Source organism: Pseudomonas sp. GW823-FHT05G12 (assembly GCF_058795575.1).
The window spans coordinates 4689705-4714975 of record NZ_CM179501.1; the positions used below are offsets into that span (position 1 = coordinate 4689705).

General features: G+C 63.1%; 25 protein-coding genes and 1 pseudogene. 11 read left to right on the forward strand and 15 right to left on the reverse strand.

Features of this window, described 5'->3' with window-relative positions:
* Positions 1-6: 6 nt before the first annotated feature.
* On the forward strand, positions 7-717 hold the full coding sequence (locus AC3RCM_RS21415; RefSeq protein ID WP_010952720.1) for a DUF3108 domain-containing protein: 711 nt from the start codon (positions 7-9) through the stop codon (positions 715-717).
* Positions 718-916: 199 nt separating this feature from the next.
* Positions 917-1099 carry a hypothetical protein gene (locus AC3RCM_RS21420; protein WP_003252431.1) on the forward strand — a complete coding sequence of 61 codons (183 nt, stop codon included), beginning with the start codon at positions 917-919 and terminating at the stop codon, positions 1097-1099.
* Between the two features lie 100 nt (positions 1100-1199).
* Here AC3RCM_RS21420 and AC3RCM_RS21425 read toward each other — a convergent pair whose 3' ends face one another.
* From AC3RCM_RS21425 to AC3RCM_RS21470, 10 genes are all read right to left on the reverse strand, one after another.
* Entirely contained in the window at positions 1200-3458 is a 2259-nt protein-coding gene (locus AC3RCM_RS21425) for a GMC oxidoreductase (RefSeq protein ID WP_104887149.1), read from the reverse strand.
* Positions 3455-3946, reverse strand: a complete 492-nt coding sequence (locus tag AC3RCM_RS21430) for a sorbitol dehydrogenase (protein WP_020192005.1) — start codon at positions 3944-3946, stop codon at positions 3455-3457. The genes AC3RCM_RS21425 and AC3RCM_RS21430 overlap by 4 nt, the downstream gene beginning before the upstream one ends.
* 4 nt (positions 3947-3950) lie before the next feature.
* Positions 3951-5291 (reverse strand): cytochrome C, encoded by a 1341-nt coding sequence (locus AC3RCM_RS21435; protein ID WP_104887148.1) that lies wholly within the window; start codon positions 5289-5291, stop codon positions 3951-3953.
* A gap of 310 nt (positions 5292-5601) precedes the next feature.
* Positions 5602-6141, reverse strand: a complete 540-nt coding sequence (locus AC3RCM_RS21440) for a DUF2058 domain-containing protein (protein WP_003252424.1) — start codon at positions 6139-6141, stop codon at positions 5602-5604.
* Between the two features lie 26 nt (positions 6142-6167).
* Positions 6168-7001: a nucleoside triphosphate pyrophosphohydrolase gene (gene mazG, locus AC3RCM_RS21445; RefSeq protein WP_003252422.1), complete on the reverse strand. Its 834-nt coding sequence runs from the start codon at positions 6999-7001 to the stop codon at positions 6168-6170.
* A 123-nt stretch (positions 7002-7124) separates the two neighbouring features.
* Entirely contained in the window at positions 7125-9365 is a 2241-nt protein-coding gene (gene relA / locus AC3RCM_RS21450) for a GTP diphosphokinase (protein WP_010952715.1), read from the reverse strand.
* A 96-nt stretch (positions 9366-9461) separates the two neighbouring features.
* Positions 9462-10820, reverse strand: coding sequence for a 23S rRNA (uracil(1939)-C(5))-methyltransferase RlmD (gene rlmD, locus AC3RCM_RS21455; RefSeq protein ID WP_012053460.1), 1359 nt, complete (start codon positions 10818-10820; stop codon positions 9462-9464).
* Positions 10821-11720, reverse strand: a complete 900-nt coding sequence (gene cysM, locus AC3RCM_RS21460; RefSeq protein WP_010952713.1) for a cysteine synthase CysM — start codon at positions 11718-11720, stop codon at positions 10821-10823.
* Positions 11721-11814: 94 nt separating this feature from the next.
* The gene (locus tag AC3RCM_RS21465) at positions 11815-13254 is read right to left on the reverse strand and encodes a sensor histidine kinase (RefSeq protein WP_104887146.1); all 1440 of its coding nucleotides are present in this window, start codon (positions 13252-13254) and stop codon (positions 11815-11817) included.
* Between the two features lie 3 nt (positions 13255-13257).
* Positions 13258-13977 (reverse strand): response regulator transcription factor, encoded by a 720-nt coding sequence (locus tag AC3RCM_RS21470; RefSeq protein WP_198747602.1) that lies wholly within the window; start codon positions 13975-13977, stop codon positions 13258-13260.
* 193 nt (positions 13978-14170) lie between these two features.
* Between AC3RCM_RS21470 and AC3RCM_RS21475 the strand changes: the two genes are divergently transcribed.
* From AC3RCM_RS21475 to AC3RCM_RS21490, 4 genes are all read left to right on the forward strand, one after another.
* Complete coding sequence (locus AC3RCM_RS21475; protein WP_104887144.1) at positions 14171-16924, forward strand: response regulator; 2754 nt, start codon at positions 14171-14173, stop codon at positions 16922-16924.
* A 76-nt stretch (positions 16925-17000) separates the two neighbouring features.
* Positions 17001-17990, forward strand: coding sequence for a 2-hydroxyacid dehydrogenase (locus AC3RCM_RS21480; protein ID WP_104887143.1), 990 nt, complete (start codon positions 17001-17003; stop codon positions 17988-17990).
* Positions 17991-18021: 31 nt separating this feature from the next.
* Positions 18022-18459: a hypothetical protein gene (locus AC3RCM_RS21485; RefSeq protein ID WP_014592115.1), complete on the forward strand. Its 438-nt coding sequence runs from the start codon at positions 18022-18024 to the stop codon at positions 18457-18459.
* Positions 18456-18860 carry an META domain-containing protein gene (locus AC3RCM_RS21490; RefSeq protein ID WP_104887142.1) on the forward strand — a complete coding sequence of 135 codons (405 nt, stop codon included), beginning with the start codon at positions 18456-18458 and terminating at the stop codon, positions 18858-18860. The genes AC3RCM_RS21485 and AC3RCM_RS21490 overlap by 4 nt, the downstream gene beginning before the upstream one ends.
* Positions 18861-18972: 112 nt before the next feature.
* Here AC3RCM_RS21490 and AC3RCM_RS21495 read toward each other — a convergent pair whose 3' ends face one another.
* On the reverse strand, positions 18973-19437 hold the full coding sequence (locus AC3RCM_RS21495) for a peroxiredoxin family protein (protein ID WP_003252403.1): 465 nt from the start codon (positions 19435-19437) through the stop codon (positions 18973-18975).
* An 85-nt stretch (positions 19438-19522) separates the two neighbouring features.
* On the opposite strand from AC3RCM_RS21495, the gene arsC reads away from it, so the two are divergent.
* From arsC to AC3RCM_RS21510, 3 genes are read left to right on the forward strand one after another with little or no spacing between them, the layout of a single operon-like run.
* Entirely contained in the window at positions 19523-19876 is a 354-nt protein-coding gene (arsC, locus tag AC3RCM_RS21500) for an arsenate reductase (glutaredoxin) (protein ID WP_014592117.1), read from the forward strand.
* The gene (wrbA, locus tag AC3RCM_RS21505; RefSeq protein ID WP_003252400.1) at positions 19873-20478 is read left to right on the forward strand and encodes an NAD(P)H:quinone oxidoreductase; all 606 of its coding nucleotides are present in this window, start codon (positions 19873-19875) and stop codon (positions 20476-20478) included. The genes arsC and wrbA overlap by 4 nt, the downstream gene beginning before the upstream one ends.
* Positions 20471-20884, forward strand: a complete 414-nt coding sequence (locus AC3RCM_RS21510) for a DUF2069 domain-containing protein (RefSeq protein WP_104887141.1) — start codon at positions 20471-20473, stop codon at positions 20882-20884. The genes wrbA and AC3RCM_RS21510 overlap by 8 nt, the downstream gene beginning before the upstream one ends.
* Positions 20885-20987: 103 nt before the next feature.
* Here the strand turns inward: AC3RCM_RS21510 and AC3RCM_RS21515 are convergent.
* The 3 genes and pseudogenes from AC3RCM_RS21515 to ttcA all read right to left on the reverse strand — a co-directional run.
* Positions 20988-21134 (reverse strand): annotated as a pseudogene (locus AC3RCM_RS21515) (DNA-3-methyladenine glycosylase I); the annotation flags it as partial.
* A gap of 83 nt (positions 21135-21217) precedes the next feature.
* On the reverse strand, positions 21218-21889 hold the full coding sequence (locus AC3RCM_RS21520; RefSeq protein WP_010952703.1) for a DNA-3-methyladenine glycosylase I: 672 nt from the start codon (positions 21887-21889) through the stop codon (positions 21218-21220).
* Between the two features lie 4 nt (positions 21890-21893).
* The gene (gene ttcA / locus AC3RCM_RS21525) at positions 21894-22718 is read right to left on the reverse strand and encodes a tRNA 2-thiocytidine(32) synthetase TtcA (protein ID WP_014592121.1); all 825 of its coding nucleotides are present in this window, start codon (positions 22716-22718) and stop codon (positions 21894-21896) included.
* Positions 22719-22981: 263 nt separating this feature from the next.
* Here ttcA and AC3RCM_RS21530 point away from each other — a divergent pair, with 263 nt between their 5' ends.
* Both AC3RCM_RS21530 and AC3RCM_RS21535 read left to right on the forward strand, forming a co-directional pair.
* Positions 22982-23581, forward strand: coding sequence for a Yip1 family protein (locus AC3RCM_RS21530; RefSeq protein WP_003252385.1), 600 nt, complete (start codon positions 22982-22984; stop codon positions 23579-23581).
* 131 nt (positions 23582-23712) lie between these two features.
* Complete coding sequence (locus AC3RCM_RS21535; protein ID WP_010952701.1) at positions 23713-24207, forward strand: SprT family zinc-dependent metalloprotease; 495 nt, start codon at positions 23713-23715, stop codon at positions 24205-24207.
* Between the two features lie 187 nt (positions 24208-24394).
* Here the strand turns inward: AC3RCM_RS21535 and fpr are convergent, their stop codons facing one another.
* The gene (fpr, locus tag AC3RCM_RS21540) at positions 24395-25174 is read right to left on the reverse strand and encodes a ferredoxin-NADP reductase (protein WP_003252381.1); all 780 of its coding nucleotides are present in this window, start codon (positions 25172-25174) and stop codon (positions 24395-24397) included.
* Between the last annotated feature and the right edge of the window lie 97 nt (positions 25175-25271).

Consider the following 25271-nt stretch of genomic DNA (forward strand, 5'->3'; position numbering starts at 1 on the left):
GAATTTATGCGTCGCGCCCTGCTCTTGGCTCTCGCCGTGCTCGCCCTGCCCCTCCAGGCAGCTGATCTGAAGCCGTTCTCGGCAAGCTACACTGCCGACTGGAAGCAGCTGCCCATGAGCGGCACCGCCGAGCGCAGCCTGGTCAAAAATGCCAACGGTACCTGGGACCTTAACTTCAAGGCTTCCATGATGATCGCCAGCCTGACCGAGCAAAGCACCCTGCGCCTGGAAAACGACACCCTGCTGCCGCAGAAGTATCACTTCGAGCGCGGCGGCCTGGGCAAGGCCAAGAAGGTCGACCTTGACTTCGACTGGAGCACCAAGAAGATCACCGGCAGCGACCGTGGCGATGCCGTCAGCCTGCCACTGAACCGCGGCGTACTGGACAAGTCCTCCTACCAGTTGGCCCTGCAGCACGACGTGGCCGCAGGCAAGAAGAGCATGACCTACCAGGTGGTCGACGGCGACGAGATCGACACCTACGACTTCCGCGTGCTGGGCACCGAAAAGGTCACCACCAAGACCGGCCAGGTCGATGCCGTGAAGGTCGAGCGCGTGCGCGATCCCAGCCAGAGCAAGCGCATCACCGAGCTGTGGTTTGCCAAGAACTGGGACTACCTGCTGGTGCAACTGCGCCAGGTAGAGACCGATGGCAAGGAGTACGTGATCGTGCTGCAGGATGGCACGGTCGATGGCAAACCGGTGAAGGGCAACTGATCGCGCACTGCCTGTAACACCTGAAGCCCCGCCCTGTGCGGGGCTTTTCTTTGCTGCGAAGAAGCCCTCCAGGCAGCATCCCTTCGAGCTTCATGAAACTTGTTTCATGCCTGTTTTACTTACTTAGTCTGCTAACAAACTCTATAAAGAAGACGTGCGACACACTGTCGCAGCCATCTTGAAGAAGTGGAGTTTACCGATGACTGTCCAAGTAACCGAACGCGACGAATCGAGAATGTCCCACGAAGGCCTGGCCGCTGGCGTGCGGATCTGGGATGTGTACCAACAAGGTCAACTGGTGGGCATGTTCCATAACGAACACGAAGCACACCAATACCGCGTTGAGCTTGAAGACCTGGAAAACCAGCGCGCCACACAATGACCCTGCCCATTGCGGCGAACCCCTGACTCGCCTGGGCTGAGTGAGCAACCCCACAATGCTGCGGCATTGCCGGAGCATCGTGGGGTTGCCATGACAGGGCCTACACCGCCCCGAAACGCACCTCTACCGACAGGCTGCCCAGGTTATCGCTCAGGCCAGCCCCGTAACGCCCGTCCAGGTCGTCATTGATGCACAGCTGCAACTCACCTTGCTGGCCACGCGGCAATTGCACCTGGTTGCCGACCAGGAACGGCACGCCGCTGTTGCCGATACGCCCGATCAACGCCCCTTCCGGTTGACCAGGCAAGGCATAGCCGGGCTTGGCGATCAACCTTGGGTTGCCCGCCGCGCCAACCATGCCGGTGGCCGGGTTCGCCGTCCACTGCCCGCCCGTGCATACCGCCAACTGCCAGCTCTGCCCATTGACCTGCATGCCCGTGCCCTGCCATGCCTGGTTGGCCTGCACCTGCACGGTGCGCTTGAGCAGGTCGCTGGCCACCACGTCGGCGGCCTGGAACGTCAACGCGGTGATGGTCAAGGTCGGGTTGGCGGTGCCGGTAGTGGGGAACACGCCGTCGCCGACCAGGAACAGGTTGGGGTGGTCCCAGCTGCGCTGGTCCTTGTCCACCACCGACTTGGTGCGGTCCGAGCCCATGCGGTAGGTGCCCATCAGGTGGCCAGCGCCGTAGAACGCGTAGTTCTGGCCGTCGTACTCGAACACCGTTTGCGAGCCGGGCTCGAGCTTAGGGTTCAGGTCGGTCAGCTCGGTAGCGCCCATCAGCTCGGTGATGATGTACGTAGCGGCCAGGCGCGCCTGCTTGAAACCCTCCTTGGTGTAGTCGGACAGTTCGTAGGTGATCTGCGGCCGAGGCAGGCCCAATCCGTCGGAGAACTCCGTACTCCTCTCCACCCGGCACAGCGCATTATCGGGGTCTTTCTCCACCTGCTCGACCAAGAAGCCCAGACGGAACTGGCGGGTCAGCACGCTGTTGAGCTGCTGCACCAGCGCCTGGCCGGACAACGCCAGATTGCTGGGGTTAGCGCCGCCGTGGTTGGTGCCGTCGATGAAATCACAGACCGAGGTGTAGGGGTCGTTCACCGACCAGTTCCAGCCCTCGTTGCCGATTTCGATACGCCAGGCGGCACGCTGGCTGCGGAACGGGCCATCGCGCATGTCCTCGATCCCCGAGGTGGACAACGGCCCCCGGAACGGGAACAGCGGCTTGCCTTCGGGCATCAGGCCCCAGGCCAGGTACACCGGGTGGTCAGCCAATGCCTGGCCGACCTGGCCGCTGCTGTTGGCAACCCCTTTAGGGCTGTTCGGGCCGATGGAGTTGAGCAGCAGCTTCGGCGTTTCGATCGCGTGGGCGGCGATCACGTAGCGTTTGCCCTGGGCCGTGCCGTTCTGGCGCGTACCGTTGTTCTGGTACTGGATGAAATCGATGCCCGTGACCCCATTGGCATCGACCTGTACCTGGCTCGCCACGGTCTGGTAAAGGATGCGCACGTTGCCGGTATCCAGTGCCTTGGCCATGGTCACGGTGGCGTCGTACTTGGCCTGGATCGGGCAGATCGGCGTGCAGCTGGTGTTGCCTGCGCACACCCGGCGGCCGTTATCATTCTGCGAGTTGCGCCCGGCCGGGGTCTGCCGGACGTTGAGCGTGACACCTGGGTACGGCTTGCCGTCGGGCCCCTTCTCCGGGCTCTGGTACACGGTGCCCGTGACGTGCTTGCCCAGGCCCTGGTCGACCAGCGACGGCGGGATGCCATGCATGCTGTATTTGTAGCCCTGCGGGAAGGTCACGCCCAGGTAGGTCTGCGAGGCGACATCGGCGGACACGCCCATCTCCTCCTCGGCGCGGCAGTAGGCGGTCTGCAGGTCGTCGTAACTGATCGGCCAGTCGACCCCGACGTTGTACGCAGTGCGCATGCGAAAGTCGTTGGGCAACAGGCGCAGGGCCGTGCCCATCCAGTGCCACATGGTGCCGCCGCCTACCCGCTCGTAGGTGCTGGCGAACAGGTGCGGTCCCTTCTGCACCAGGTAGCTTTTCTGCGCCTTGTTCGGGTCTTGGCTACCTGCGGTGATCAGGTCCTGGATGGTCGCCCGTGGCGCGAACTGCGTGGCCGGGGTCTGCTCGCTCTGCTCAGGCGGGTACGGCGACTCGGGCGCCTTGAGCACCGCGTTGTAGAAGCGCTCCAGGTACTCGCTGCGATTCGGTGGAATGGCCGGGCCCGATTCGAGCACCAGCACTTTCAACCCGGCCAGGCCCAACTGGTAGGCCATGACACTGCCGGCCATACCGGCGCCCACCACGATCACATCGGCGGTTTCGATGTTCTGGGTTTGTACATTGCTCATGGCTGCTGCCCTTCCTTGGCGTCGACACCGGTGAATTGCTTGAGGGTCGGTGGCTGCTCACCCCAGTATCCGAAGTGGAACTGGCTGTAGCCCATGGGGTGGGATTGGGCGATCTTCCACGCCCAGCTTTCCTTGTAGGCCTGGTCGGAGACCACACGCGTGTCACCCTTGCGGGCGCTGCCCAGGTCGTAGGGTTGGTACCAACTGCCGAGCAGCCACAGCTTCATGATTGAGCGGGCGCCCTGGGCGATTTGCGGGTTCGCGTTATCGAGCACGGCGCTGGCGATTTGCGCGGGCGGCTGGCTCTGGATGCTGGCGTACAGCTCCAGCAGGCTGCTGAACGCCTCCAGGCCCATGCCTTGCTGGGCGGTGGCGAAGAACACCGGCGGCAGGTTGATCGGGTCGACGGAAGGCGCCAGCAGCTTGGCCGACAGGCCAGTGAGCACGGCGGACAAGCCGATGAAGTTTTGCAGGTTCTGGTCGCTCATGGCATCACTCCTTGGCGCCGGTGGATTGGGCACGTTCAAGCAGGAAAGTGAAATCGGCGAAGCTGGTGCGCGGTGACTGGGTCACGCGGGTGGTCGCGTTGTTGTGGCACTCCATGCAACTGGACGAGGCCTGCGGGGTAGTGCCCTGGTTGTAGGTCTCCAGGGTGGCGTTGGCCAGGAAGTTCGGCGCAGGCGTACCTAGCGGGTTGGTCGGCGACGGCACCTGGCAGTCATCGGCCGGGGCGGTGGGCCACTGGGTGCTGATCAGGTGGTAGTTGGCCCACACCGTGCCCTTGAGCGCGCCTTGCCACTGCGCGTTGAGCTGTTGGGTAGCGGCGGTGATGGGAATTTCACGCACGATCTGCGAGGGGATGGCCTTCTTCGACGGGTCCCACGGTGGCGCGGGCGGCTCGTTCACCGGGCGGTCGCTGGCCTGGGCGTCGTAGAACAGGTAAGGCCCCTTGCGCTCGTTCATTGGCGTGGTCTTTTCCGGCACGTTGCGCACGTGCTCGAACGTCGACCATACCCACTGTGGTGCGCCTTCGGTCTTGTGCACGATGTGCAGGCCTACTAGCCCGACCTTCTGCGCATTGCACGACTCGGGGATCACCGCCCCCTTGTTCGGGTCGGCGTTGCCGGGGGTGTAGACCAGCGCGTCGACGGCGTGGAACTCCTGCGGGTTGTCGCTGCCATCGAGCACTTTCCAGGCCGACTTGACCATGATCGCGCCGACCTGCTGGGCCTTTTGCGAACCGCAGGCGAAAGCGATGCGGTTGTCGGCCTTGCTCAGAAACGCTTGCTGGCCTTCCTTGCTGTAAAGGCCATTGTTGACGATGTCATCGAACATCGGCTGGTTGACCATGATCGCGTTGCGTGTGTAGGTGCCGCTTTGGTCAACCAGCGGGCCGGTCTTGAACGGCTGGATGAACTCATCGAGCACACCGGCGACCTTGCCCATCTGTTGCAGCACCGGCAAGTCACCCTTGCCTTGGCAGGCCTCAGGCACGGGCGCCTGCTGGTCCCAGGCGACGGGCTTCTGACCCTTGGGCAGGAAGATCTCGTAGCTTTCTTTCCACGACTCCCACACGGTCTTGCCGGGCGCGCCGATCTTCGCCGAGGTGTTGGCACTGCCGTCGGCATTGGCGGGCCAGTTCAGGGCGACGAAGGTTTGCCACGACAGCACGTCGAAATCGTGTTGCAGGTTGTCCAGGGTGAAGGGGGGATTGGCGGTGACATCGAAGGGAATCGCAGGTGACAGCACCGGCGGGCTGGCCGCATCGGCCATGGCGAACGCACTGGTGAAACTTGCACCCAGACACGCCAGCCGTTTAAGGGTTATTTTCATTGTCGTCTCCTCAGCAGATAAAGCGTCGGGACGACGAGGCGTAGTGGCCCTTCCTGGACCGAATGTTCAGCGCTATCCCTGACGCTAAGCTGGAGGCTAGCCGTTGTGCCGGAACCCTAGGAAATGTCCGACGAACGGAGGGAACCAAGACGATAGTGCAACTGACTAACTGCGCCGGTTCGGCGAGCGACGCCCCCCTTTCGCGACACAAGGCCAGCGTCCTCTTGAGAACGCGCGTGTCACGAAAGGGCCGCAGAGCGGCCCTGCAATCTTGAATAACCGCATTAACGCCAAGGCGGGATTTTCGTGCTTACCACATCAGATCATCAGGGATCTTGTAAGCCGCGTACGGGTCGTCTTCGTCCGTTTCCTCGACATGGCTGTTGAGCAGCAGAATACGGCCAGGGTCGCGCTCCTGGATCTTCAAGGCGGCCTCACGAGGGATAACCTCGTAACCACCGGCATGGGCTACCACGGCCAGCGCACCGTTGCTCAGCTTGGTACGCATCAGGGCGTTGACGGCAATGCGCTTGACCTTCTTGTCGTCGACGAAGTTGTAGTAATCCTCGGTGCTCAGCTTGGGCAGGCGAGTGGCCTCGATCAGTTGCTTGACCTGTGCGGCACGGGCCTTCTGCTCGGCCTTTTCCTGCTGCTGGCGGTTCAGCTCCTGGTCACGCCGGGCTTTTTCAGCCATGGCTTCCTTGGCCATGCGCTGCTGGCTGTCGTCGACTTCGACCTGGCCTTTGTGCTCCATGCGCTTCTGTTTCTTTTCAGCTTTGTTGGTCTGCGAGACCTGTTTCTGGTTGACCAGACCGGCTTTGAGCAATTGGTCGCGAAGGGAAAGGCTCATGAATATTCACTCACTTATGCAACAGCTCAGCCGCAGCTGGGCAGGTTCTTTTCCTGACGTTTGGCTTCCCCCCAAAGGGCATCCAGCTCGTCAAGGTCACAATCTTCAATGGGGCGGCCACTGTCGCGCAATGCCTGTTCGATAAAACGGAAACGTCGTTCGAACTTGCGATTGGCGCGGCGCAGCGCATGCTCTGGGTCTTGCTTGAGGTGGCGGGCCAGGTTGACCGCAGCAAACAGCAAGTCGCCGACTTCATCTTCCAGCGCATCGGCGTCGCCGTCGGCCATGGCCTGCAGCACTTCATCCAGCTCTTCGCGGACCTTGTCCAGCACCGGCAACGCCGCCGGCCAGTCGAAACCGACCGTGGCCGCACGTTTTTGCAGTTTGGCTGCCCGCGACAGCGCCGGCAAGGTTGCCGGCACGTCATCAAGCAGCGACAGCTGTTCGGGCTGGCTCTTCTCCGCGCGCTCTTCGGCCTTGATTTCTTCCCAGCGCGACTTGACCTGGGCTTCGCTCAGACTGGGCGTGTCCACCGGCGCGTACAGCTCGCCAGTGGGGAATACGTGCGGGTGGCGGCGGATGAGCTTGCGGGTGATGCTGTCGACAACGCCATCGAACTCGAAACGCCCTTCTTCGCGGGCCAGCTGGCTGTAGTAGACCACCTGGAACAGCAAGTCGCCCAGCTCGCCTTGCAGGTGCTCGAAATCGCCGCGCTCAATGGTGTCAGCGACCTCGTAGGCCTCTTCGATGGTGTGAGGGACGATGCTGGCGTAGTTCTGCTTCAGGTCCCACGGGCAGCCGTACTGCGGGTCGCGCAGGCGGGCCATGAGGTGCAGCAGGTCGTCAAGGGTGTAGGTCATACAGGCAGGTCCTTCGGTGGTGGCTTCTTCGCGGGCTTGCCCGCTCCCACAGGTACGGTGCAGATTTCAAACCTGCATCCATCCTGTAGGAGCGGGTTTACCCGCGAAGCGGACGCCCCGGTCTCAAGGGGTACGATTACGCCGCGTCTCGATGATGTTCGGCAACTGCGAGATCCGCCCCAGCAGGCGCCCCAGCGCGTCCAGGCCTGGAATCTCGATGGTCAGCGACATCAGCGCGGTGTTGTCTTCCTTGTTCGAACGAGTGTTCACCGCCAGCACGTTGATCTTCTCGTTCAGCAGCACCTGCGACACATCGCGCAGCAGGCCCGGGCGGTCGTAGGCGCGGATGACGATGTCGACCGGGTAGGTCTGCACCGGGATCGGCCCCCAGCTCACCTGGATCATGCGCTCTGGCTCCTTGCCTGCCAGCTGCAATACCGAGGCGCAGTCCTGGCGGTGAATGCTCACGCCACGGCCCTGGGTGATGTAACCGACAATGGCATCGCCCGGTAGCGGCTGGCAGCAGCCGGCCATCTGTGTCAGCAGGTTGCCGACACCCTGGATCTGAATGTCGCCACGCTTGCCGGTACGCGGCCCGGTAGGCTTGCGCGGCACCAGCTCGATCTGCTCGATACGCTCAGGCTCCAGCAACTGCTGGGCAGCGTTGACCAGATGAGCCAGGCGCAGGTCGCCAGCACCGAGCGAGGCAAACATGTCCTCGGCGGTCTTGACGTTGGTCTTCTCGGCCAGGCGCTCGAAATCAACCTGCGGCAGGCCCAGACGACTGAGCTCGCGCTCAAGCAAGGTCTTGCCGGCAGCAACGTTCTGGTCGCGGGCCTGCAATTTGAACCAGTGGACGATCTTGGCCCGCGCCCGCGAGGTGGTGACGTAGCCCAGGTTGGAGTTCAACCAGTCACGGCTAGGGTTGCCGTGCTTGCTGGTGATGATCTCCACCTGCTCGCCAGTCTGCAGGCTGTAGTTCAGCGGCACGATACGGCCGTTGATCTTCGCGCCGCGGCAGTTGTGGCCGATCTCGGTGTGCACGCGGTAGGCAAAGTCCAGTGGCGTGGCGCCTTTGGGCAGGTCGATGGCGTGGCCGTCGGGGGTGAACACATAAACCCGGTCAGGCTCGATGTCGACCCGCAACTGCTCGGCCAGGCCACCGATGTCGCCCAGCTCTTCGTGCCACTCCAGCACCTGGCGCAACCAGGAAATCTTTTCTTCGTAGTGGTTGGAGCTGGGCTTGACGTCGGTGCCCTTGTAGCGCCAGTGGGCGCATACGCCAAGTTCGGCCTCTTCGTGCATGCCGTGGGTACGGATCTGCACTTCCAGCACCTTGCCCTCGGGGCCGATTACCGCAGTGTGCAACGAGCGGTAGCCATTCTCCTTGGGGTTGGCGATGTAGTCGTCGAACTCCTTGGGAATATGCCGCCACAAGGTGTGCACGATGCCCAGCGCGGTGTAGCAGTCGCGGATTTCCGGCACCAGCACGCGCACCGCACGCACGTCGTAGATCTGGCTGAACTCCAGGCCTTTGCGCTGCATCTTGCGCCAGATCGAATAGATATGTTTCGCCCGGCCGCTGATGTCGGCCTTCACGCCAGTGGCGAGCAACTCGTTCTGCAGCTGGTTCATCACGTCGCTGATGAAGCGCTCGCGGTCCAGCCGCCGCTCATGCAACAACTTGGCGATCTGCTTGTACTGGTCGGGCTCCAGGTAGCGGAAGGACAGGTCTTCCAGCTCCCACTTGATGTGACCGATACCCAGGCGGTGCGCGAGCGGCGCGTAGATGTCGAACACTTCACGCGCGACACGCAGGCGTTTCTCGTCATCGGCGGACTTCACCGCCCGGATTGCGCACGTGCGTTCGGCCAGCTTGATCAGCGCCACGCGCACGTCGTCGACCATGGCCACCAGCATCTTGCGCAGGTTCTCGACCTGCGCCTGCGAGCCCAGCACCAGCGACTGTCGTGGGCTGAGGCTGGCACTGATGGCGGCCATGCGCAGCACGCCGTCGATCAGCTTGGACACCACCGGGCCAAACCGCTGGCTGACCTCGGCGAGGGTGACCTTGCCCTCGCGCACCGAGCGGTAGATGACCGCAGCCACCAGAGAGTCCTGGTCGAGCTTGAGGTCAGCCAGAATTTCGGCGATTTCCAGGCCTGCCTGGAAGCTGGACGTACCATCCGCCCAGGAATGCTTGGCCGGGTTGCCCTTTTTCTCTACCTCAAGGGCAAACTCGCAGGCTTCTTTCAGCGCTGCGCGATCCAGTGCCGAATCGACGCTTACCACATGGTCCAACCATGCTTCGAGATTGATACTGCCGTCGGTGTTGACCGGCTGGTGCACTCTCACCTGTACCATCTTTGTTTTACCTTTCCATGCAGCACACCATACGGGTGTGCTGGCGATCACCGTGCGGCCGCCATTCCGTGGCAACCGCACCAAGGGGCCAGTCAGCTAGCCCGCTTCGAATAACGCCATGGCCTCGACATGCGCCGTCTGAGGAAACATGTCGAGAATCCCGGCCCTTTTTAACCGGTACCCCTGGCCGACCAGCACTTGGGCGTCTCTCGCCAGCGTGGCCGGGTTGCACGATACGTAGACCAGCCTGCTGGCCTTGAGGCGGGCGATGCCTTGCACCACCTCGAAAGCACCGTCGCGCGGTGGATCCAAGAGTACCGCAGAAAAGCCCTCGGCGGCCCATCCGGTGCCTGCCAAAGGCTGCGATAAATCGGCCTGAAAAAACCGTGCGTTATGCACATTGTTGTTCCGGGCATTGGCCGCGGCCCGATCGACCATGGCCTGTACACCTTCCACTGCCACCACCTCACGCGCCTGGCGGGCCAGCGGCAGGGCAAAGTTGCCCAGACCGCAGAACAAGTCCAGCACACGCTCGTCGGCTTGTGGCGCGAGCCAGGCCAAAGCCTGCTCGATCATCGCCGTATTGACCTGGGCATTCACCTGCACGAAATCGCCCGGGCGCCAGGCCAGCTCCAGCTGCCAAGGTGCCAGGGCGAAGCCCAACTGCGCCGCTGGGTCCACTGGCGCCGGCTCACCTTCGCCTTGCAGCCATAGCTGGGCGTTGGCCTGCTCGCAGAACGCTTGCAACCTGGCCTGGTCCTCGGCCGGCAACGGCGCGACGTGGCGCACCAGAACCGCCTCGGCGGTGCCACTGAACAGCTCTACATGGCCCAGTGCCTGCGGCTTGCTCAACGAACGCAGCACCGTCGGCAAGTGGCGCAAAATGGACTGCAAGGGTTGTACCAGCACTGCACAATCGTCGATGGCAATGATGTCCTGGCTGGCTTCGGCGCGGAAACCCACCTCCAGCTGACGCGCCTTGACGTCCCAGCGCACGGCCACACGGGCCCGGCGCCGGTAGCCGAATTCCGGCCCGCTCAGGGGGGCAGCCCACGCCTCGGGTTGCACGCCGGCCACCCGCTGCAACTGCTCGGCGAGTGTGCGCTGCTTCAGCGCCAGTTGCGCTTCGTGCGGCAGGTGCTGCAGGTTGCAGCCACCGCAGCGGTCGTAGTAGCGACACGGCGCCTCACGGCGCTCGGGCGCGGCCTGCAGCAACCGCTCCAGGCGTGCCTCGACCACTTTGCCACGGGCGTTAAGCACCCGCGCCTCCACGGCCTCACCGGCCAAGGCACCGCTGACGAACCAGGTACGCCCGTCGAGGAAGGCGATGCCACGGCCGTCACCGGCCAGGCGCTCGATGTCCAGGCGCTGCTTCTTGCCCACGGGTACCTGGGGGGTGCGATTGCCGCCGGCCGGCTGGAAGCGCAGGCCGCTGTTGCTTTTTTTCTTGGACATTTAGCGTGGATCAAACAGGCCGGTGGACAGATAACGGTCGCCGCGGTCGCAAATGATCGCGACCATTACGGCATTTTCCACTTCGCGGGACAGGCGCAACATGGCCGCAACCGCACCACCAGAAGACACGCCGCAGAAAATGCCCTCTTCACGCGCAAGGCGACGGGTGGTGTCTTCGGCTTCCTGCTGCGACATGTCGACCACGCGGTCGACGCGGGTGGCATCGAAGATTTTCGGCAGGTATTCCTCGGGCCAGCGGCGAATGCCCGGAATAGCCGAGCCCTCCATCGGTTGCAGGCCGATGATCTGCACCGCGGGGTTCTGTTCCTTGAGGTACTGCGAGCAGCCCATGATGGTACCGGTGGTACCCATGGAGCTGACGAAATGGGTAATGGTGCCTTGGGTCTGCTGCCAGATCTCCGGGCCGGTGCTGTTGTAGTGGGCGATCGGGTTGTCGCCGTTGGCGAACTGGTCGAGCACCAGGCCACGGCCTTCGGCCTGCAGCTTCTCGGCCAGGTCACGGGCGCCTTCCATCCCCTCCTCCTTGGTCACCAGGATCAGCTCGGCGCCATAGGCCGTCATGGCGGCCTTGCGCTCGGCGGTGGAGTTGTCGGGCATGATCAGGATCATCTTGTAGCCCTTGATCGCCGCCGCCATCGCCAGGGCGATGCCGGTGTTGCCGGAGGTGGCTTCGATCAGGGTATCGCCTGGCTTGATCTGGCCCCGCAATTCGGCGCGAGCGATCATCGACAGGGCCGGGCGGTCTTTCACGGAGCCGGCAGGATTGTTACCTTCGAGCTTGAGCAGGAGGGTATTGCTGGTTTCGCCAGCGATGCGCTGCAGGCGAACCAGTGGCGTATTGCCGACGCAATCGGCGATGGTTGGGTACTGCAAGGTCATGGCGTATTTCGCAATCCGGACGGCGGGGGTGCCTATCATACCGGCAAACCCTTCGCGGCCATATCACGCAATCTGTAGTGCATATAGCTACAAGCTATAACGGTGTGACATGTGCTGGCCTCTTCGCGGGTGAACCCGCTCCTACAGGGGATCCGCTAGCCTGTAGGAGCGGGTTTACCCGCGAAGCGGCCGGCACATGCAACGGCAACCTCATCCACAAGCGCAACCCGCGTTTGCCATTCTGCGCCCACAAGGTGCCGCCCTGGCGCTGGATGGCACTGCGGGCGATGCTCAGCCCCAGGCCGAAGCCACCATCCCCGGGCCGCGAACCGTCCAACCGCGAAAACGGCGCGAAGATCCGTTCCAGGTCTTCTTCAGCGACCCCGCCACCCTCATCCTCAAGCCACAACCACCAATAGCTGCCCTCACGCTGCCCACCCAACCGCACCACACCCTCGGCCGGCGAGTGGCGAATGGCATTGCGCAAGATGTTCTCCAGCGCCTGAGCCAGGTGGTTGAGGTTGCCCTGCACCCAGCAGTCGGCCGGTACTTCGCAGCGCAGTTGCGCAGGCGACCAGCCGCTCTCGTAGCTGGCATTTTCGGCCAGCAACTCCCACAAGGCGTGGACCTCGATCGGCTCAAGGTTCATCGGCGCACGCTCGGCGTCCTGCCAGGCCAGTTGCAGGGTGTCTTCGACCAGTTGCTGCATGCAGTCCACTTCACGGATCAGGCGGTCACGCAAACGCTGCAGGTCGGTTTCACCATCGCAGGCCACCCGCAACCGGCTCAGCGGCGTGCGCATTTCGTGGGACAGGTCGCGCAGCAACTGCTGCTGCATAGCCACCGTGCCTTGCAGCCGCTCGGCCATCTGGTCAAAGGCACGCGCCAGTTCGCCCAGCTCGTCATGCCGGGCGATGGTGCGCGAGTCCAGCCGGGCCGACAGCTGATCGGCCCGCCAGGCATTGGCCTGCTCGCGAAGTTGGTTCAGCGGCACGATCAACATGCGGTACAGGCCTACACACAACAGCAAGGTGAACAGCCCCGGGATGATGCCGTTGGTGACAATGCGCCACAGCAAGCGGTGCTGCCCCGGATTGAAGCGCTGCGGCAGTTCGATCACCAGCATGCCCTGCTCCGGCGCCCCCGGGAATGGTATGCGCACCCACGGCTGGTCGACACTGCGCCGACTCATCGGCCAATCGACACCGCGCAGGCGTGTCAGACGCTGCATGATCTGTGGGTTGAGGGTGGCGCTGTCGAGCGGGCGCAGGTTGATGTCGAGCACGCCGACCCAGCCCCGTTCGCGCTGATGCATGGCCGCCACCCACTGGTCCAGCCCTGCCCGCCCGCCGCTGCGCCAGGCCTGCTCAGCTTCGGCGGCATAACCCCGCAAGGTCTGCCGTGCCGGCTCCGAGAGGAAGGCATTCTGGGTTTCCATGTGCCGGCCCCAGGTATAACTGAGGCCGATCATCAGCAGGCAAAAGCCCACCAGCAAGATGGCCAGCTTCCAGAACAGCGAATGGCGGTCGAGCATGGCTCACTCCGCCTCGCTGGCACTGAGCACGTAACCCTTGCCCCACACGGTGCGGATCTGCCGTTCGTGATAACCGATGCCCTTGAGCTTGCGACGGATCTGGCTGACGTGCATGTCCAGGCTGCGGTCATGCCGTGAATAGCCGCGCTGCAACACGTGCTGGTACAGGAATGGCTTGCTGAGGACTTCGTCGAGGTTGCGGTTGAGGATGTCCAGCAGGCGGTATTCGCTGGGGGTCAGGCCTGCCAGGCGGCTATTCAGGCGCACGTCACACAGCCCCTCATCGAACTGCAACTCGCCGCAGCCGGCTTGCTCCAGCGGGCCCTGATGCCGCCGCTCCAGGGCCACGCGGCGCAGAATCGCCTCGATGCGCACCTGCAACTCGGCCATGCTGAATGGCTTGGGCAGGTAATCGTCGGCGCCGCGCTGAAAGCCGCTGATACGATCCGCCTCGGCCCCCAGCGCCGACATCATGATCACCGGTGTGGTGCTGTGCCTGCGCAACTGCGCCAAGGCGTCCAGCCCATCAAGCCCGGGCAGCAGGATGTCCATGAGCACCACATCGAAAGCCTGGCGGCCAGCCGTTTCCAGGCCCTCCAGGCCATTGCGGCACCAGGTGACCTGGCAGCCTCCACGCTGCAGCTCTTCCTGCAGATAGGCGCCAAGCACCGGGTCGTCCTCGATGGCAAGGATGTTGGTCTTGTAAATAGATACAGGATTCATTGGCAACTGCCATGCATTCTCAATTACGTGATTATTGAGCATTCGCCACCTGCCAGGCAACCGCACTGCGACCAATGCCCCGGCAACGGCGCATAACACGTACTAAAGAGATGCAATGGTGCGGCAGGCGGAGTAACTTCGCGGCTTGGCCGTTACCACTTGACGGCATCCAGGCACATCAGAGGAGGCGAGTGTGCTCGATCGCTTGGGAATCCGCAGCCGGGTACTGCTGCTGGCACTGCTACCGGCCGGCTTGATGGCCCTGGTGCTGGGTAGCTATTTCACCTGGCTGCAACAGAACGACCTGCGCACCCAGCTGCTGCAGCGCGGCAAGATGATCGCCGAACAACTGGCGCCCCTGGCTGCACCCGCCATGGCCCGGCTCGCGCCTGCGCAACTGGAGAGAATTGCCGCACAAACCCTGGAGCAGGCCGATGTGCGCGCAGTGGCGTTTCTGGCCCCGGACCGCACGCGCCTGGCCCACGCCGGCCCGAGCATGCTCAACCTGCCGCCCAGCGGCGGTACCGGCACCCAACTCCTGCAGCGCAGTGGCAACGACGCCACCCGCTACCTGATGCCTGTGTTCGGTCACCACCGCGACCTGGCGACCGACGCCGTGCCGGCCGAAGCCGAGCGGCTGCTGGGCTGGGTAGAGATCGAGTTGTCGCACGACGGCACGCTGCTGCGCGGCTACCGCAACCTGTTCACCAGCCTGTTGCTGATTCTCGCCTGCCTGGCACTCAGTGGCCTGCTGGCGCTGCGCATGAGCCGCACCATCAACGACCCCATCGAACGCATCAAGCACGCGGTCAATCAGCTCAAGGACGGCCACCTCGAAGAACGCCTGCCGACCATGGGCAGCCATGAGCTGGACGAACTGGCCCACGGCATCAACCGCATGGCCGAAACCCTGCAGAACGCCCACGAAGAACTGCAACACAGCATCGACCAGGCCACCGAAGACGTGCGCCAGAACCTGGAAACCATCGAAATCCAGAACATCGAGCTGGACATGGCGCGCAAAGAGGCCCTTGAGGCCAGCCGCATCAAGTCGGAGTTCCTGGCCAACATGAGCCACGAAATCCGCACCCCGCTCAATGGCATCCTCGGCTTTACCCACCTGCTGCAAAAAAGCGAGATGACACCGCGCCAGCTCGACTACCTGAACACCATCGAGAAGTCTGCTGACAACTTGCTGGGAATCATCAACGAGATCCTCGATTTCTCCAAGATCGAGGCCGGCAAGCTGGTGCTCGACAGCATACCGTTCAACCTGCGGGACCTGATCCAGGACACCCTGACCATCCTCGCTCCGGCCGCCCACGCCAAGCAGCTGGAATTGCTGAGCCTGATCTACCGCGACACGCCTGCTTCGCTGGTGGGCGACCCGTTGCGGCTCAAGCAGATCCTCACCAACCTGGTCAGCAACGCCATCAAGTTCACCCGCGAAGGCACCATCGTCGTGCGCGCCATGCTGGAAGACGAGCACGAAGACTGCGCGCAGTTGCGCATCAGCGTGCAGGACACCGGCATCGGCTTGTCACCACAGGATGTGCGCACACTGTTCCAGGCCTTCAGCCAGGCTGACAACTCACTGGCCCGCCAGCCCGGCGGCACCGGTCTGGGGCTGGTGATTTCCAAGCGCCTGATCGAACAGATGGGCGGCGAGATCGGTGTCGACAGTACCCCGGGCGAAGGTTCGCAGTTCTGGATCAGCCTCAACCTGCCCAAGGCTCATGACGATGCCGAAGCGCTGCCACCGCAGCCATTGCTGGGCCGCCGTGCTGCCATTGTCGATGGCCACGAACTGGCGCGCCAGGCACTGGAGCACCAGCTGGAAGACTGCGGCCTCAGCGTGAGCCTGTTCGCCTCCTACGACCAGTTGCTGCAGGGGGTGCAGGCCGCCAGCCAGGCCGGCCTGCCCTTCGAGTTCGCGGTGCTCGGGGCCAACCTGGGCAACCTGTCGCCCGAGCAACTGGGCCGTTATCATCAGCAGCTCGAGCGTTACCACTGCCAATGCGTGGTGCTGTGCCCGACCACCGAGCAGGCGCTGTACCACCCGTACCTGCCCAACGGCCATGGCCAGTTGCTGTCCAAGCCGACCTGCACCCGCAAGCTGCGGCGCCTCTTGCTGGAGCTGGTACAACCTCGCCGTCCGCTGGCCGAGGGGAGCAACCCCAACGGCCAGCGACGACCGAAAATACTCTGCGTCGACGACAATGCCGCCAACCTGCTGCTGGTAAAAACCCTGCTCGAAGACCTGGGTGCCGAGGTACTGGCCGTCAACAATGGTTATGCGGCGGTACAGGCCGTGCAGGAAGAGTTGTTCGACCTGGTGCTGATGGATGTGCAGATGCCCGGCATGGACGGCCGCGCCTGTACCGAACAGATCCGCCTGTGGGAAAACACCCAGAGCGGCAACCCGCTGCCGATCGTCGCCCTCACTGCCCATGCCATGGCCAACGAAAAACGCGCGTTGTTGCACAGCGGCATGGACGACTACCTGACCAAACCGATCAGCGAACGGCAACTGGCCCAGGTGGTGATGAAGTGGACCGGCCTGAGCCTGGGCACACCGCAGCAGGCACAGGCCGAGCTGCTGACCAACGGCGACGAACTGAAGGTACTCGACCCCGAAGAGGGCCTGCGCCTGGCCGCTGGCAAGGCAGATCTGGCGGCTGACATGCTGAGCATGCTGCTGGCCTCGCTGGATGCAGACCGCGAAGCCATACGCGCCGCCCGCGCCGCCGATGACCGCAACGGCCTGATCGAGCAGGTACACCGTCTGAACGGTGCCTCACGCTATTGCGGCGTGCCGCAGTTACGGGCAGCGTGCCAACGCAGCGAGACCTTGCTGAAGCAGGACAATCCCCAGGCGCAGCAAGCCCTGGATGAACTGGACAGCGCGATCAGCCGGCTGGCGGCACAGGCCAGATTGAGCGCTTGAGTGGCTCTGGGCCACGCTGGGTATGCCTTGACAGGCAGCGACCCAACCAAGACATGCATTGCAAAGGAGTTCCACCATGCGCGCCCTGTTGTTCAGCAGCCAGCACTACGATCAGGAAAGCTTCACCAAGGCTGCCAGCGGCACCCCCTTGGAGCTGCATTTCCAGCCCGCCCGCCTGACCCTCGACACCGCCGCCCTGGCAGAGGGCTTTGAGGTGGTCTGCGCCTTCATCAATGACGAACTCGACGCGCCGGTGCTGCAGCGCCTGGCCGATGCGGGCACGCGGTTGATCGCCCTGCGCTCGGCCGGCTACAACCACGTCGACCTGGCCGCAGCCCAGCGCTTGGGCCTGGCCGTGGTGCGGGTGCCGGCCTACTCGCCACACGCCGTTGCCGAGCACGCCGTGGCGCTCATCCTGGCACTCAACCGGCGCCTACATCGGGCCTACAACCGCACCCGCGAAGGTGACTTCACCCTGCACGGGCTGACCGGCTTCGACCTGCACGGCAAAACCGTCGGGGTGGTCGGTACCGGCCAGATCGGGGCCGCCTTTGCTCGCATCATGGCCGGTTTCGGCTGCCAGCTGCTGGCGTACGACCCCTACCCCAACCCAGAGCTGCTGGCCCTTGGCGCCCGCTACATGCCCCTGCCCGAGCTGTTGCGCGAAGCCCGCATCATCAGCCTGCACTGCCCGCTGACCGAACACACTCGCCACCTGATCAACGCGCAAAGCCTGGCCCAGTTGCAGCCCGGCGCCATGCTGATCAACACCGGTCGCGGTGCGCTGGTCGACACCCCGGCGCTGATTGACGCACTGAAAAGCGGCCAGCTTGGCTACCTGGGCCTGGACGTCTACGAGGAAGAAGCCCAACTGTTCTTCGAAGACCGCTCCGACCTGCCCTTGCAAGACGATGTGCTGGCTCGGCTGCTGACCTTCCCCAACGTGATCATCACCGCTCACCAGGCTTTCCTCACCCGCGAGGCGCTGGATGCCATTGCCGCGACCACACTGGACAACATCAACCGCTGGGCGGCAGGCAATCCACAGAACCTGGTGATGGGTTAATGCTAGGATACGCGGCATTTCTGGAGGACCCATGGTCGAACACGATTTTCGCTACACCCTTTTCAACCCGCAACACACCCTGATCGAGTGCCGCGCTTTGGTGCCGGGCCGCTATCAGGTCACGGGCAACGGCGGTTCGATGCAAAAAGGCGACAGCCTGCTGGTCACGCTCAAGGGCAGCAAGGATTTGTCCATGCGCCTGACCGTGGAAAGCGTGCGCCACCTGATCAACCCACGCGGCCAGTGGGTGGCCGTGGCGAGTGGCCCGGTATTCAACGAGCTGGAAATCCTCACCTGGCAGGTCGAATGCGATCGCTGCGATGCGGTGCTGGGCTTCGAGTTCGCAGTAGACGCCAAGCTCGGCAAGGCAGCTCGTCAACCGGCTGCCAGCGCCCGTATCGCAGAGCTGGGCTGGGCCAGCCGTGGCGAAAAACACCTGTGCCCGCGTTGCCAGGAGAGCGCCGAGTGAAGAATCTGCTGACCGGCGTGCTGATTGCAACCGGCCTGCTCGGCTGCGCCACTGAACCTTCCAGGCTGCAGCAGGAACGCAGCTACGTGCTGGAGTGGATTGGCGAACGACCACTGATCGACTACAGCCACCTGACCTTGACCCTGGCCAGCGACGGCCGTGCCTATGGCAACGGCGGCTGCAACCACTGGTTTGCGCCTTACACGCTCGATGGCGAGCACCTGAGCTTCGGCAAGGTCGGCAAGACCCGCAAGCTGTGCTCACCCGCGCTGATGGAACAGGAAAAACGCTTCCTGCAGGCGCTGGAAACGGTAGAGCGTTGGGATGTGTCACCGGTGGAGCAGATGCGCTTCTGGCCGGCCGAAGGCAAGCCGCTGCGCTTCTGGCCTGAGGAAGGCTGAGGATTGCCGGGGCCGCTTTGCGGCCCTTCGCGGGCGCGCCCGCTCCCACAGTTTATACCCCCCTGTGGGAGCGGGCCTGCCCGCAAAGGGCCGCAAAAGCGGCCCGAATGCATCAGGCGCCTTTCAGGGCCTTGATCTTGGCCTGCAACCCTTCAAGGGTCTGCTCGCCCATCAACTGCTCACGCACCTTGCCCTTGTCGTCGATGATGTAGGTCACCGGCAAGGCCTCGCTGCGCGGCAGGTCATAGCGCTCGGCCGGGTCCTGGGCAAGCACGGTGAAACCGATACCCAGGGTTTCGGCAGCCTGCTTCAGGTCCTGCCCCTGCAAACCGTCGAAGTTCACCCCCACCACCTTGATGCCCTCAGCCGCCCATTGCTTGGCCGCCGCATTCAGTTCCGGGATTTCGGTACGGCACGGTCCGCACCATTCAGCCCAGTAGTTGAGCACCAGCCAGTGCCCTTCGATCTGTTCGGCCTTAACCGTATTACCGTGTTGGTCCACGCCGTAATCGGCACCGCAACCACCGAGCAACAGGCTCGCGGTGATGGCCAGTACTGCTGCCAGACGCCTTGCCATGGGTCAATCCTTCTCGAGTTTTAAAGCAAATTGGTCAGTCGCTGCGGTTAGAATAGCCGCCACACCCAGCTGGATGCGACCCGACATGACTGATCTCACGCTCTATCATAACCCGCGCTGCTCGAAATCCCGCGGCGCCCTGGAACTGCTCGAAGCCCGCGGCTTGGCCCCGACCATCGTGCGCTACCTGGAAACTCCGCCCGACGCGGACACCCTCAAGGCCCTGCTCGGCAAGCTGGGCATCGCCCCGCGTCAGTTGCTGCGCAGCGGCGAGGACGAATACAAAGCGCTGAACCTGGCTGACCCGGCACTGACCGACGCGCAACTGATCGAGGCCATGGCCCAGCACCCCAAACTGATCGAGCGGCCGATCCTGGTAGCCGGTGACAAGGCCGTGGTCGGTCGCCCGCCGGAAAAAGTGCTGGAGATCCTGCCGTGAGCGCGCCCTACATCCTGGTGCTGTATTACAGCCGCCATGGCGCGACCAGCGAAATGGCCCGGCACATCGCCCGCGGTATCGAGCTGGCCGGCATGGAGGCGCGTCTGCGCACGGTGCCAGCTATTTCCACCGAATGCGAAGCGGTGGCCCCGGATATTCCGGCCAGTGGCGCGCTGTACGCCACCCTTGACGACCTGCGCCACTGCGCTGGCCTGGTACTGGGCAGCCCGACCCGGTTCGGCAACATGGCAGCGCCACTCAAGTACTTCCTCGATGGCACCAGCAGCCTTTGGCTAGGCGGTGAGCTGGTCGGCAAACCGGCTGGCGTGTTCACCTCCACCGCCAGCCTGCACGGCGGCCAGGAAACCACCCTGCTGTCGATGATGCTGCCGCTGATGCACCACGGCATGCTGGTGATGGGCCTGCCCTACAGCGAGTCGGCACTGCTCGAGACCCGTGGCGGCGGCACGCCTTATGGCGCCAGCCACCACGCAGGCGCCGATGGCAAGCGCGAACTCGACCCACACGAAATCGCCCTGTGCCGCGCCCTGGGCCAACGCCTGGCGACCACGGCCAAGGCCCTGGAGGCGGCGCGTGGCTAGAAAGCCCAAGGCATTGCCGCCGGTCCAATGGCTGGTACCACGCCTGCGCCTGACGCGGGCATTGAGCCTGGCATGCTTCTTCGGCCTGATCGCCCTGCTGGTGGTGAACAACCTGTGGTTCGCCAACCTGCATGGGGCCAGGGTCGAGGTGATCCTGGCGATCGAGCTGGTGCCGTTGCTGTTGCTGCTGCCAGGCATGCTGAAAGGCAGCGCCCGGGCGCATGCCTGGACCTGCTTCGTGGTGAATATCTATTTCATCAAGGGCGTGCTGGCAGCGTTCGACCCGTCGCGGGCGGTATTCGGCTGGCTTGAAGTGCTGGGGAGCCTGGGGCTGTTCATTGCCGGGCTACTGTACGTGCGCTGGAAGTTCCAGCATGAACGGCGCATGGCAGGCGAAGGCAGTTAGATTTTTCGCGGGCACGCCCGCTCCCACAGGTACTGCACAGGCCTTAAGTGCGGTGCGATTCCTGTGGGAGCGGGCGTGCCCGCGAATGGGAGCAACACAAGACTCAATGGTTGACGGTGTGCGCCAGCATCACCGACAACTGGCACAGCGGCCGCCCGCTCTCTGCATGCCACTGGTTGAACGCCTGCTGCACCAGAGCCAGGTCGCGCTGGCTGGTTGGCTGCTTGTCGATCACCTTCTGCGCAATCAACTCCCACAGGTACTGCACAGGCCTTAAGTGCGGTGCGATTCCTGTGGGAGCGGGCGTGCCCGCGAATGGGAGCAACACAAGACTCAATGGTTGACGGTGTGCGCCAGCATCACCGACAACTGGCACAGCGGCCGCCCGCTCTCTGCATGCCACTGGTTGAATGCCTGCTGCACCAGAGCCAGGTCGCGCTGGCTGGTTGGCTGCTTGTCGATCACCTTCTGCGCAATCAACGCCGCTGCCATGTCATCGGTCGGGATGAACGTGTCCTTGCCGACCATGCGCAAGAATCGTGGCGCCGACAACCCGCCCAACTGGTTGCCGTGCTTGGCCAGGTACTTCCACAAGCCGACAATGTCGGTCACTGGCCAGTCGGCGATGAACGCACCAAAACTGCCATGCGCCTTGGCGATATCCAGCACCATTTGCGCATTGCGCGGCACGCTCTTGAGCTTGCCCAGGTGGCGGATAATGCGCTCATCCTGCATCAACCGCTCCAGATGCTCGGCGCCCATCAGCACCACTTTCTCCGGGTCGAAGCCAAAGAACACCTGCTCGAACGCCGGCCACTTGGCATCCACCAGGCTGTGCTTGAGCCCCGCGCGGAACACGCGCAGGGCCAATGTCGACAGGTAGCGGTCGTCACTGATGTCGCGCAGTTGCGCCGGCGTGCGCGGCTGCGGCAGGAAAGCCTCCAGCGCCTGGGCCGAACCAAAGCGGTTCAGGCAATACTCATGCAACCACTGGTAATCACGCATGGGCTCAGATGTTCAGCACGTCGAGGAAACGCGGGGTAGCGTTTTCGTCGATCTTCAGGCTGGTGAAGTCAAACAGATTCCGGTCGGCCAGCTGCGACGGTGCCACGTTCTGCAGGGCACGGAAGATGCTCTCGGTACGGCCCGGGTGCTTGCGTTCCCACTCCACCAGCATGTCCTTGACCACCTGGCGCTGCAGGTTTTCCTGCGAGCCGCACAGGTTGCACGGGATGATCGGGAATTCCTTCATGTCCGAGTAGGCCTGGATGTCCTTCTCGCTGCAGTAGGCCAGCGGGCGGATCACCACGTTGCGGCCATCGTCGGCGCGCAGCTTCGGCGGCATGCCCTTGAGCGCGCCGTTGAAGAACATGTTGAGGAAGAAGGTTTCGACGATGTCGTCGCGGTGGTGCCCCAGCGCCATCTTGGTAGCGCCGATTTCGTCGGCGAAGGTGTACAGGGTACCGCGGCGCAGGCGCGAACACAGCGAGCAAGTGGTCTTGCCTTCGGGTACCAGCTCCTTTACCACCGAGTAGGTATCCTTCTCGACGATGTGGTACTCGACCCCCAGTTCCTTGAGGTAAGCCGGCAATACGTGCTCAGGGAAGCCCGGCTGTTTCTGGTCCATGTTCACCGCAACGATCTCGAACGTGATCGGTGCCACCTTCTGCAGGTGCAACAGAACGTCGAGCATGGTGTAGCTGTCCTTGCCGCCGGACAGGCAGACCATGACCTTGTCGCCATCCTCGATCATGTTGTAGTCGGTGATGGCTTCGCCAGCGAGACGACGCAGGCGTTTTTGCAGTTTGTTCTGGTTGACCGAGAGGGTGCCCATAGCGCTTGGATCCGCGAGGTGTGACAAAAGCCGGCTATTTTACGCACAAACGCGACGCCGCTGTAGGCATTCCGATAAAGACTTCATTGTAATCAACAGCACGGCTTACAGCGCAATTTGCTCTAAAAAGCGCGGTTTATGTAGGTAACGGCTTCCTATACTGCGACATAAGGCCACATTACCGCTTGCATCGGTGTTAGGGCCTCGGGCCGCTTACGCTCCATATTGGGGGGCGTTTGGCAACATTGAGAGGAGTGATCGGCATGATTCATCACGTTGTGGGGCTGTTTACCCATCCCGATCAGGAATGGCGGGAGATTCGTGGCGAAGAAGAAACCATCAGCCACATGTACCTGACACACACCCTGATCCTCGCGGCGATTCCGGCCGTTTCGGCGTTTATCGGCACTACCCAGGTGGGCTGGGTGATCGGTGACCGGCCAGCAGTGATGCTGACCATGGAAAGCGCAATCTGGATGAGCATCATGTCCTACCTGGCCATGCTCGCCGGGGTGGCGGTAATGGGCGCGTTCATCCACTGGATGGCCCGCACCTACGATGCCAACCCGTCCATGGCGCAATGCATCGCTTTTGCCACCTACACCGCTACCCCCTTATTCATCGGTGGCCTGGCGGCGCTCTACCCCCACCTGTGGCTGGGCATGCTGATCGGCACTGCCGCCATCTGCTACACGGTGTACCTGCTGTATGTCGGCTTGCCGACGTTCATGAACATACCGTCGGATGAAGGCTTCCTGTTCTCCAGCTCGGTGCTGGCAGTGGGCTTGGTGGTACTGGTGGCTATCATGGCCGCTACCGTGATTATCTGGGGACTGGGCGTGGGGCCCGTCTACACCAACTAGAACAGACCGAACCAACACTGGGGCATCAACCAGGGGCCGCCGCAAGGCGGCCTCTGGCTGTGCGCTGACCGGTGACTCGGCAAGCCACCTGCGCTTGCGGCATAATGCCTGGTCAGGAGAACCGCCCCGCCATGCCCGAGCAGCTCAAACAACGCGTCGAAACCTGTTACCAGCAAGCCGAAGCCTTTTTCAAACGCCGCTTCCCGCGCCCCGAAGTCAGCTTCAAACTGCGCGGGCAAAAAGCCGGCGTCGCCCACCTGCACGAGAATCTGCTGCGCTTCAACCTGCAGCTCTACCGCGAAAACCAGGAAGACTTCCTGCGCCAGACCGTGGCCCATGAAGTGGCACACCTGGTTGCCCACCAGCTGTTTGGCGACCGCATCCAGGCCCATGGTGAAGAGTGGCAGTTGATCATGCGCGGGGTGTATGAACTGCCGCCCAATCGTTGCCACAACTATGACGTGCAACGGCGCGCAGTGACCCGCTACATCTACCGCTGCCCGTGCCCGCAAAGCGACTTCCCGTTTACCGCGCAGCGGCACAAGCTAGTGCACCAAGGGCGGCGATACCTGTGCAAGCGGTGCCGGGAAGTCCTGGTGTACAGCGGCGAGACGCGGGTCGAATAGATCGGGCGTCGCCTGCACCGGCCCTTTCGCGGGCAAGCCCGCTCCTACAGGTGCAGCGCACGTCTCGAGAATTGCACGCCCCCCCGTAGGAGCGGGTTTACCCGCGAAAGGGCCGGACCAGGCAATGCACAAATCCCAGGCATAAGAAAGGCGACCCGAAAGTCGCCTTCCTCTATCCGCCTGCGCCTTACTTCTCGACGAAGGCACGCTCGATCAGGTAGTCACCCGGCTCGCGCATGCGCGGGGAGATCTTCAGGCCGAAGCTGTCCAGCACTTCGCTGGTCTCGTCGAGCATGCTCGGGCTGCCACAGATCATCGCGCGGTCGTCTTGCGGGTTGATCGGCGGCAGGCCGATGTCACTGAACAGCTTGCCGCTGCGCATCAGGTCGGTCAGACGGCCCTGGTTTTCGAACGGCTCGCGGGTCACGGTCGGGTAGTAGATCAGCTTGTCGCGAACCGACTCACCGAAGAACTCGTTCTGCGGCAGGTGCTCGGTGATGAACTCGCGGTAGGCCACTTCGTTCACGTAGCGCACGCCGTGCACCAGGATCACTTTTTCAAAGCGCTCGTAGGTTTCCGGGTCCTGGATGACGCTCATGAACGGCGCCAGGCCAGTGCCGGTGCTCAGCAGGTACAGGTGCTTGCCAGGATTCAGGTCGTCGAGCACCAGGGTGCCGGTAGGCTTCTTGCTGATGATGATCTCATCGCCTTCCTTCAGGTGCTGCAGCTGCGAGGTCAGCGGGCCATCCGGCACCTTGATGCTGAAGAATTCAAGGTGCTCTTCCCAGTTTGGCGAAGCGATGGAGTAGGCACGCATGAGCGGACGGCCGTTGTCCTGCTGCAGGCCGATCATCACGAACTGACCGTTCTCGAAGCGCAGGCCCGGGTCACGGGTGCACTTGAAGCTGAACAGGGTGTCGTTCCAGTGGTGCACACTGAGGACACGTTCGTGGTTCATGTTGCTCATCGATGGGGCTCCTGAAGAAAAACGCGCGCGCAAAGCGCACAGTTGCGCAATAGTTTAGGGGCAGCGACAATATCTGTTAACTGGATTATCAAGATAT

What these genes read in the sequence shown, in the direction of transcription:
- AC3RCM_RS21470 (WP_198747602.1), bottom strand. Translation starts at nt 13,977, where the DNA reads ATGAATCCTGTATCTATTTACAAGACCAACATCCTTGCCATCGAGGAC.
- AC3RCM_RS21465 (WP_104887146.1), bottom strand. Translation starts at nt 13,254, where the DNA reads ATGCTCGACCGCCATTCGCTGTTCTGGAAGCTGGCCATCTTGCTGGTG.
- mazG (WP_003252422.1), bottom strand. Translation starts at nt 7,001, where the DNA reads ATGACCTACACCCTTGACGACCTGCTGCACCTCATGGCCCGCCTGCGC.
- AC3RCM_RS21535 (WP_010952701.1), top strand. Translation starts at nt 23,713, where the DNA reads ATGCCCGAGCAGCTCAAACAACGCGTCGAAACCTGTTACCAGCAAGCC.
- cysM (WP_010952713.1), bottom strand. Translation starts at nt 11,720, where the DNA reads ATGACCTTGCAGTACCCAACCATCGCCGATTGCGTCGGCAATACGCCA.
- AC3RCM_RS21520 (WP_010952703.1), bottom strand. Translation starts at nt 21,889, where the DNA reads ATGCGTGATTACCAGTGGTTGCATGAGTATTGCCTGAACCGCTTTGGT.
- AC3RCM_RS21415 (WP_010952720.1), top strand. Translation starts at nt 7, where the DNA reads ATGCGTCGCGCCCTGCTCTTGGCTCTCGCCGTGCTCGCCCTGCCCCTC.
- AC3RCM_RS21480 (WP_104887143.1), top strand. Translation starts at nt 17,001, where the DNA reads ATGCGCGCCCTGTTGTTCAGCAGCCAGCACTACGATCAGGAAAGCTTC.
- AC3RCM_RS21530 (WP_003252385.1), top strand. Translation starts at nt 22,982, where the DNA reads ATGATTCATCACGTTGTGGGGCTGTTTACCCATCCCGATCAGGAATGG.
- relA (WP_010952715.1), bottom strand. Translation starts at nt 9,365, where the DNA reads ATGGTACAGGTGAGAGTGCACCAGCCGGTCAACACCGACGGCAGTATC.
- AC3RCM_RS21425 (WP_104887149.1), bottom strand. Translation starts at nt 3,458, where the DNA reads ATGAGCAATGTACAAACCCAGAACATCGAAACCGCCGATGTGATCGTG.
- AC3RCM_RS21420 (WP_003252431.1), top strand. Translation starts at nt 917, where the DNA reads ATGACTGTCCAAGTAACCGAACGCGACGAATCGAGAATGTCCCACGAA.
- AC3RCM_RS21495 (WP_003252403.1), bottom strand. Translation starts at nt 19,437, where the DNA reads ATGGCAAGGCGTCTGGCAGCAGTACTGGCCATCACCGCGAGCCTGTTG.
- fpr (WP_003252381.1), bottom strand. Translation starts at nt 25,174, where the DNA reads ATGAGCAACATGAACCACGAACGTGTCCTCAGTGTGCACCACTGGAAC.
- AC3RCM_RS21435 (WP_104887148.1), bottom strand. Translation starts at nt 5,291, where the DNA reads ATGAAAATAACCCTTAAACGGCTGGCGTGTCTGGGTGCAAGTTTCACC.
- arsC (WP_014592117.1), top strand. Translation starts at nt 19,523, where the DNA reads ATGACTGATCTCACGCTCTATCATAACCCGCGCTGCTCGAAATCCCGC.
- AC3RCM_RS21485 (WP_014592115.1), top strand. Translation starts at nt 18,022, where the DNA reads ATGGTCGAACACGATTTTCGCTACACCCTTTTCAACCCGCAACACACC.
- AC3RCM_RS21440 (WP_003252424.1), bottom strand. Translation starts at nt 6,141, where the DNA reads ATGAGCCTTTCCCTTCGCGACCAATTGCTCAAAGCCGGTCTGGTCAAC.
- AC3RCM_RS21430 (WP_020192005.1), bottom strand. Translation starts at nt 3,946, where the DNA reads ATGAGCGACCAGAACCTGCAAAACTTCATCGGCTTGTCCGCCGTGCTC.
- ttcA (WP_014592121.1), bottom strand. Translation starts at nt 22,718, where the DNA reads ATGGGCACCCTCTCGGTCAACCAGAACAAACTGCAAAAACGCCTGCGT.
- rlmD (WP_012053460.1), bottom strand. Translation starts at nt 10,820, where the DNA reads ATGTCCAAGAAAAAAAGCAACAGCGGCCTGCGCTTCCAGCCGGCCGGC.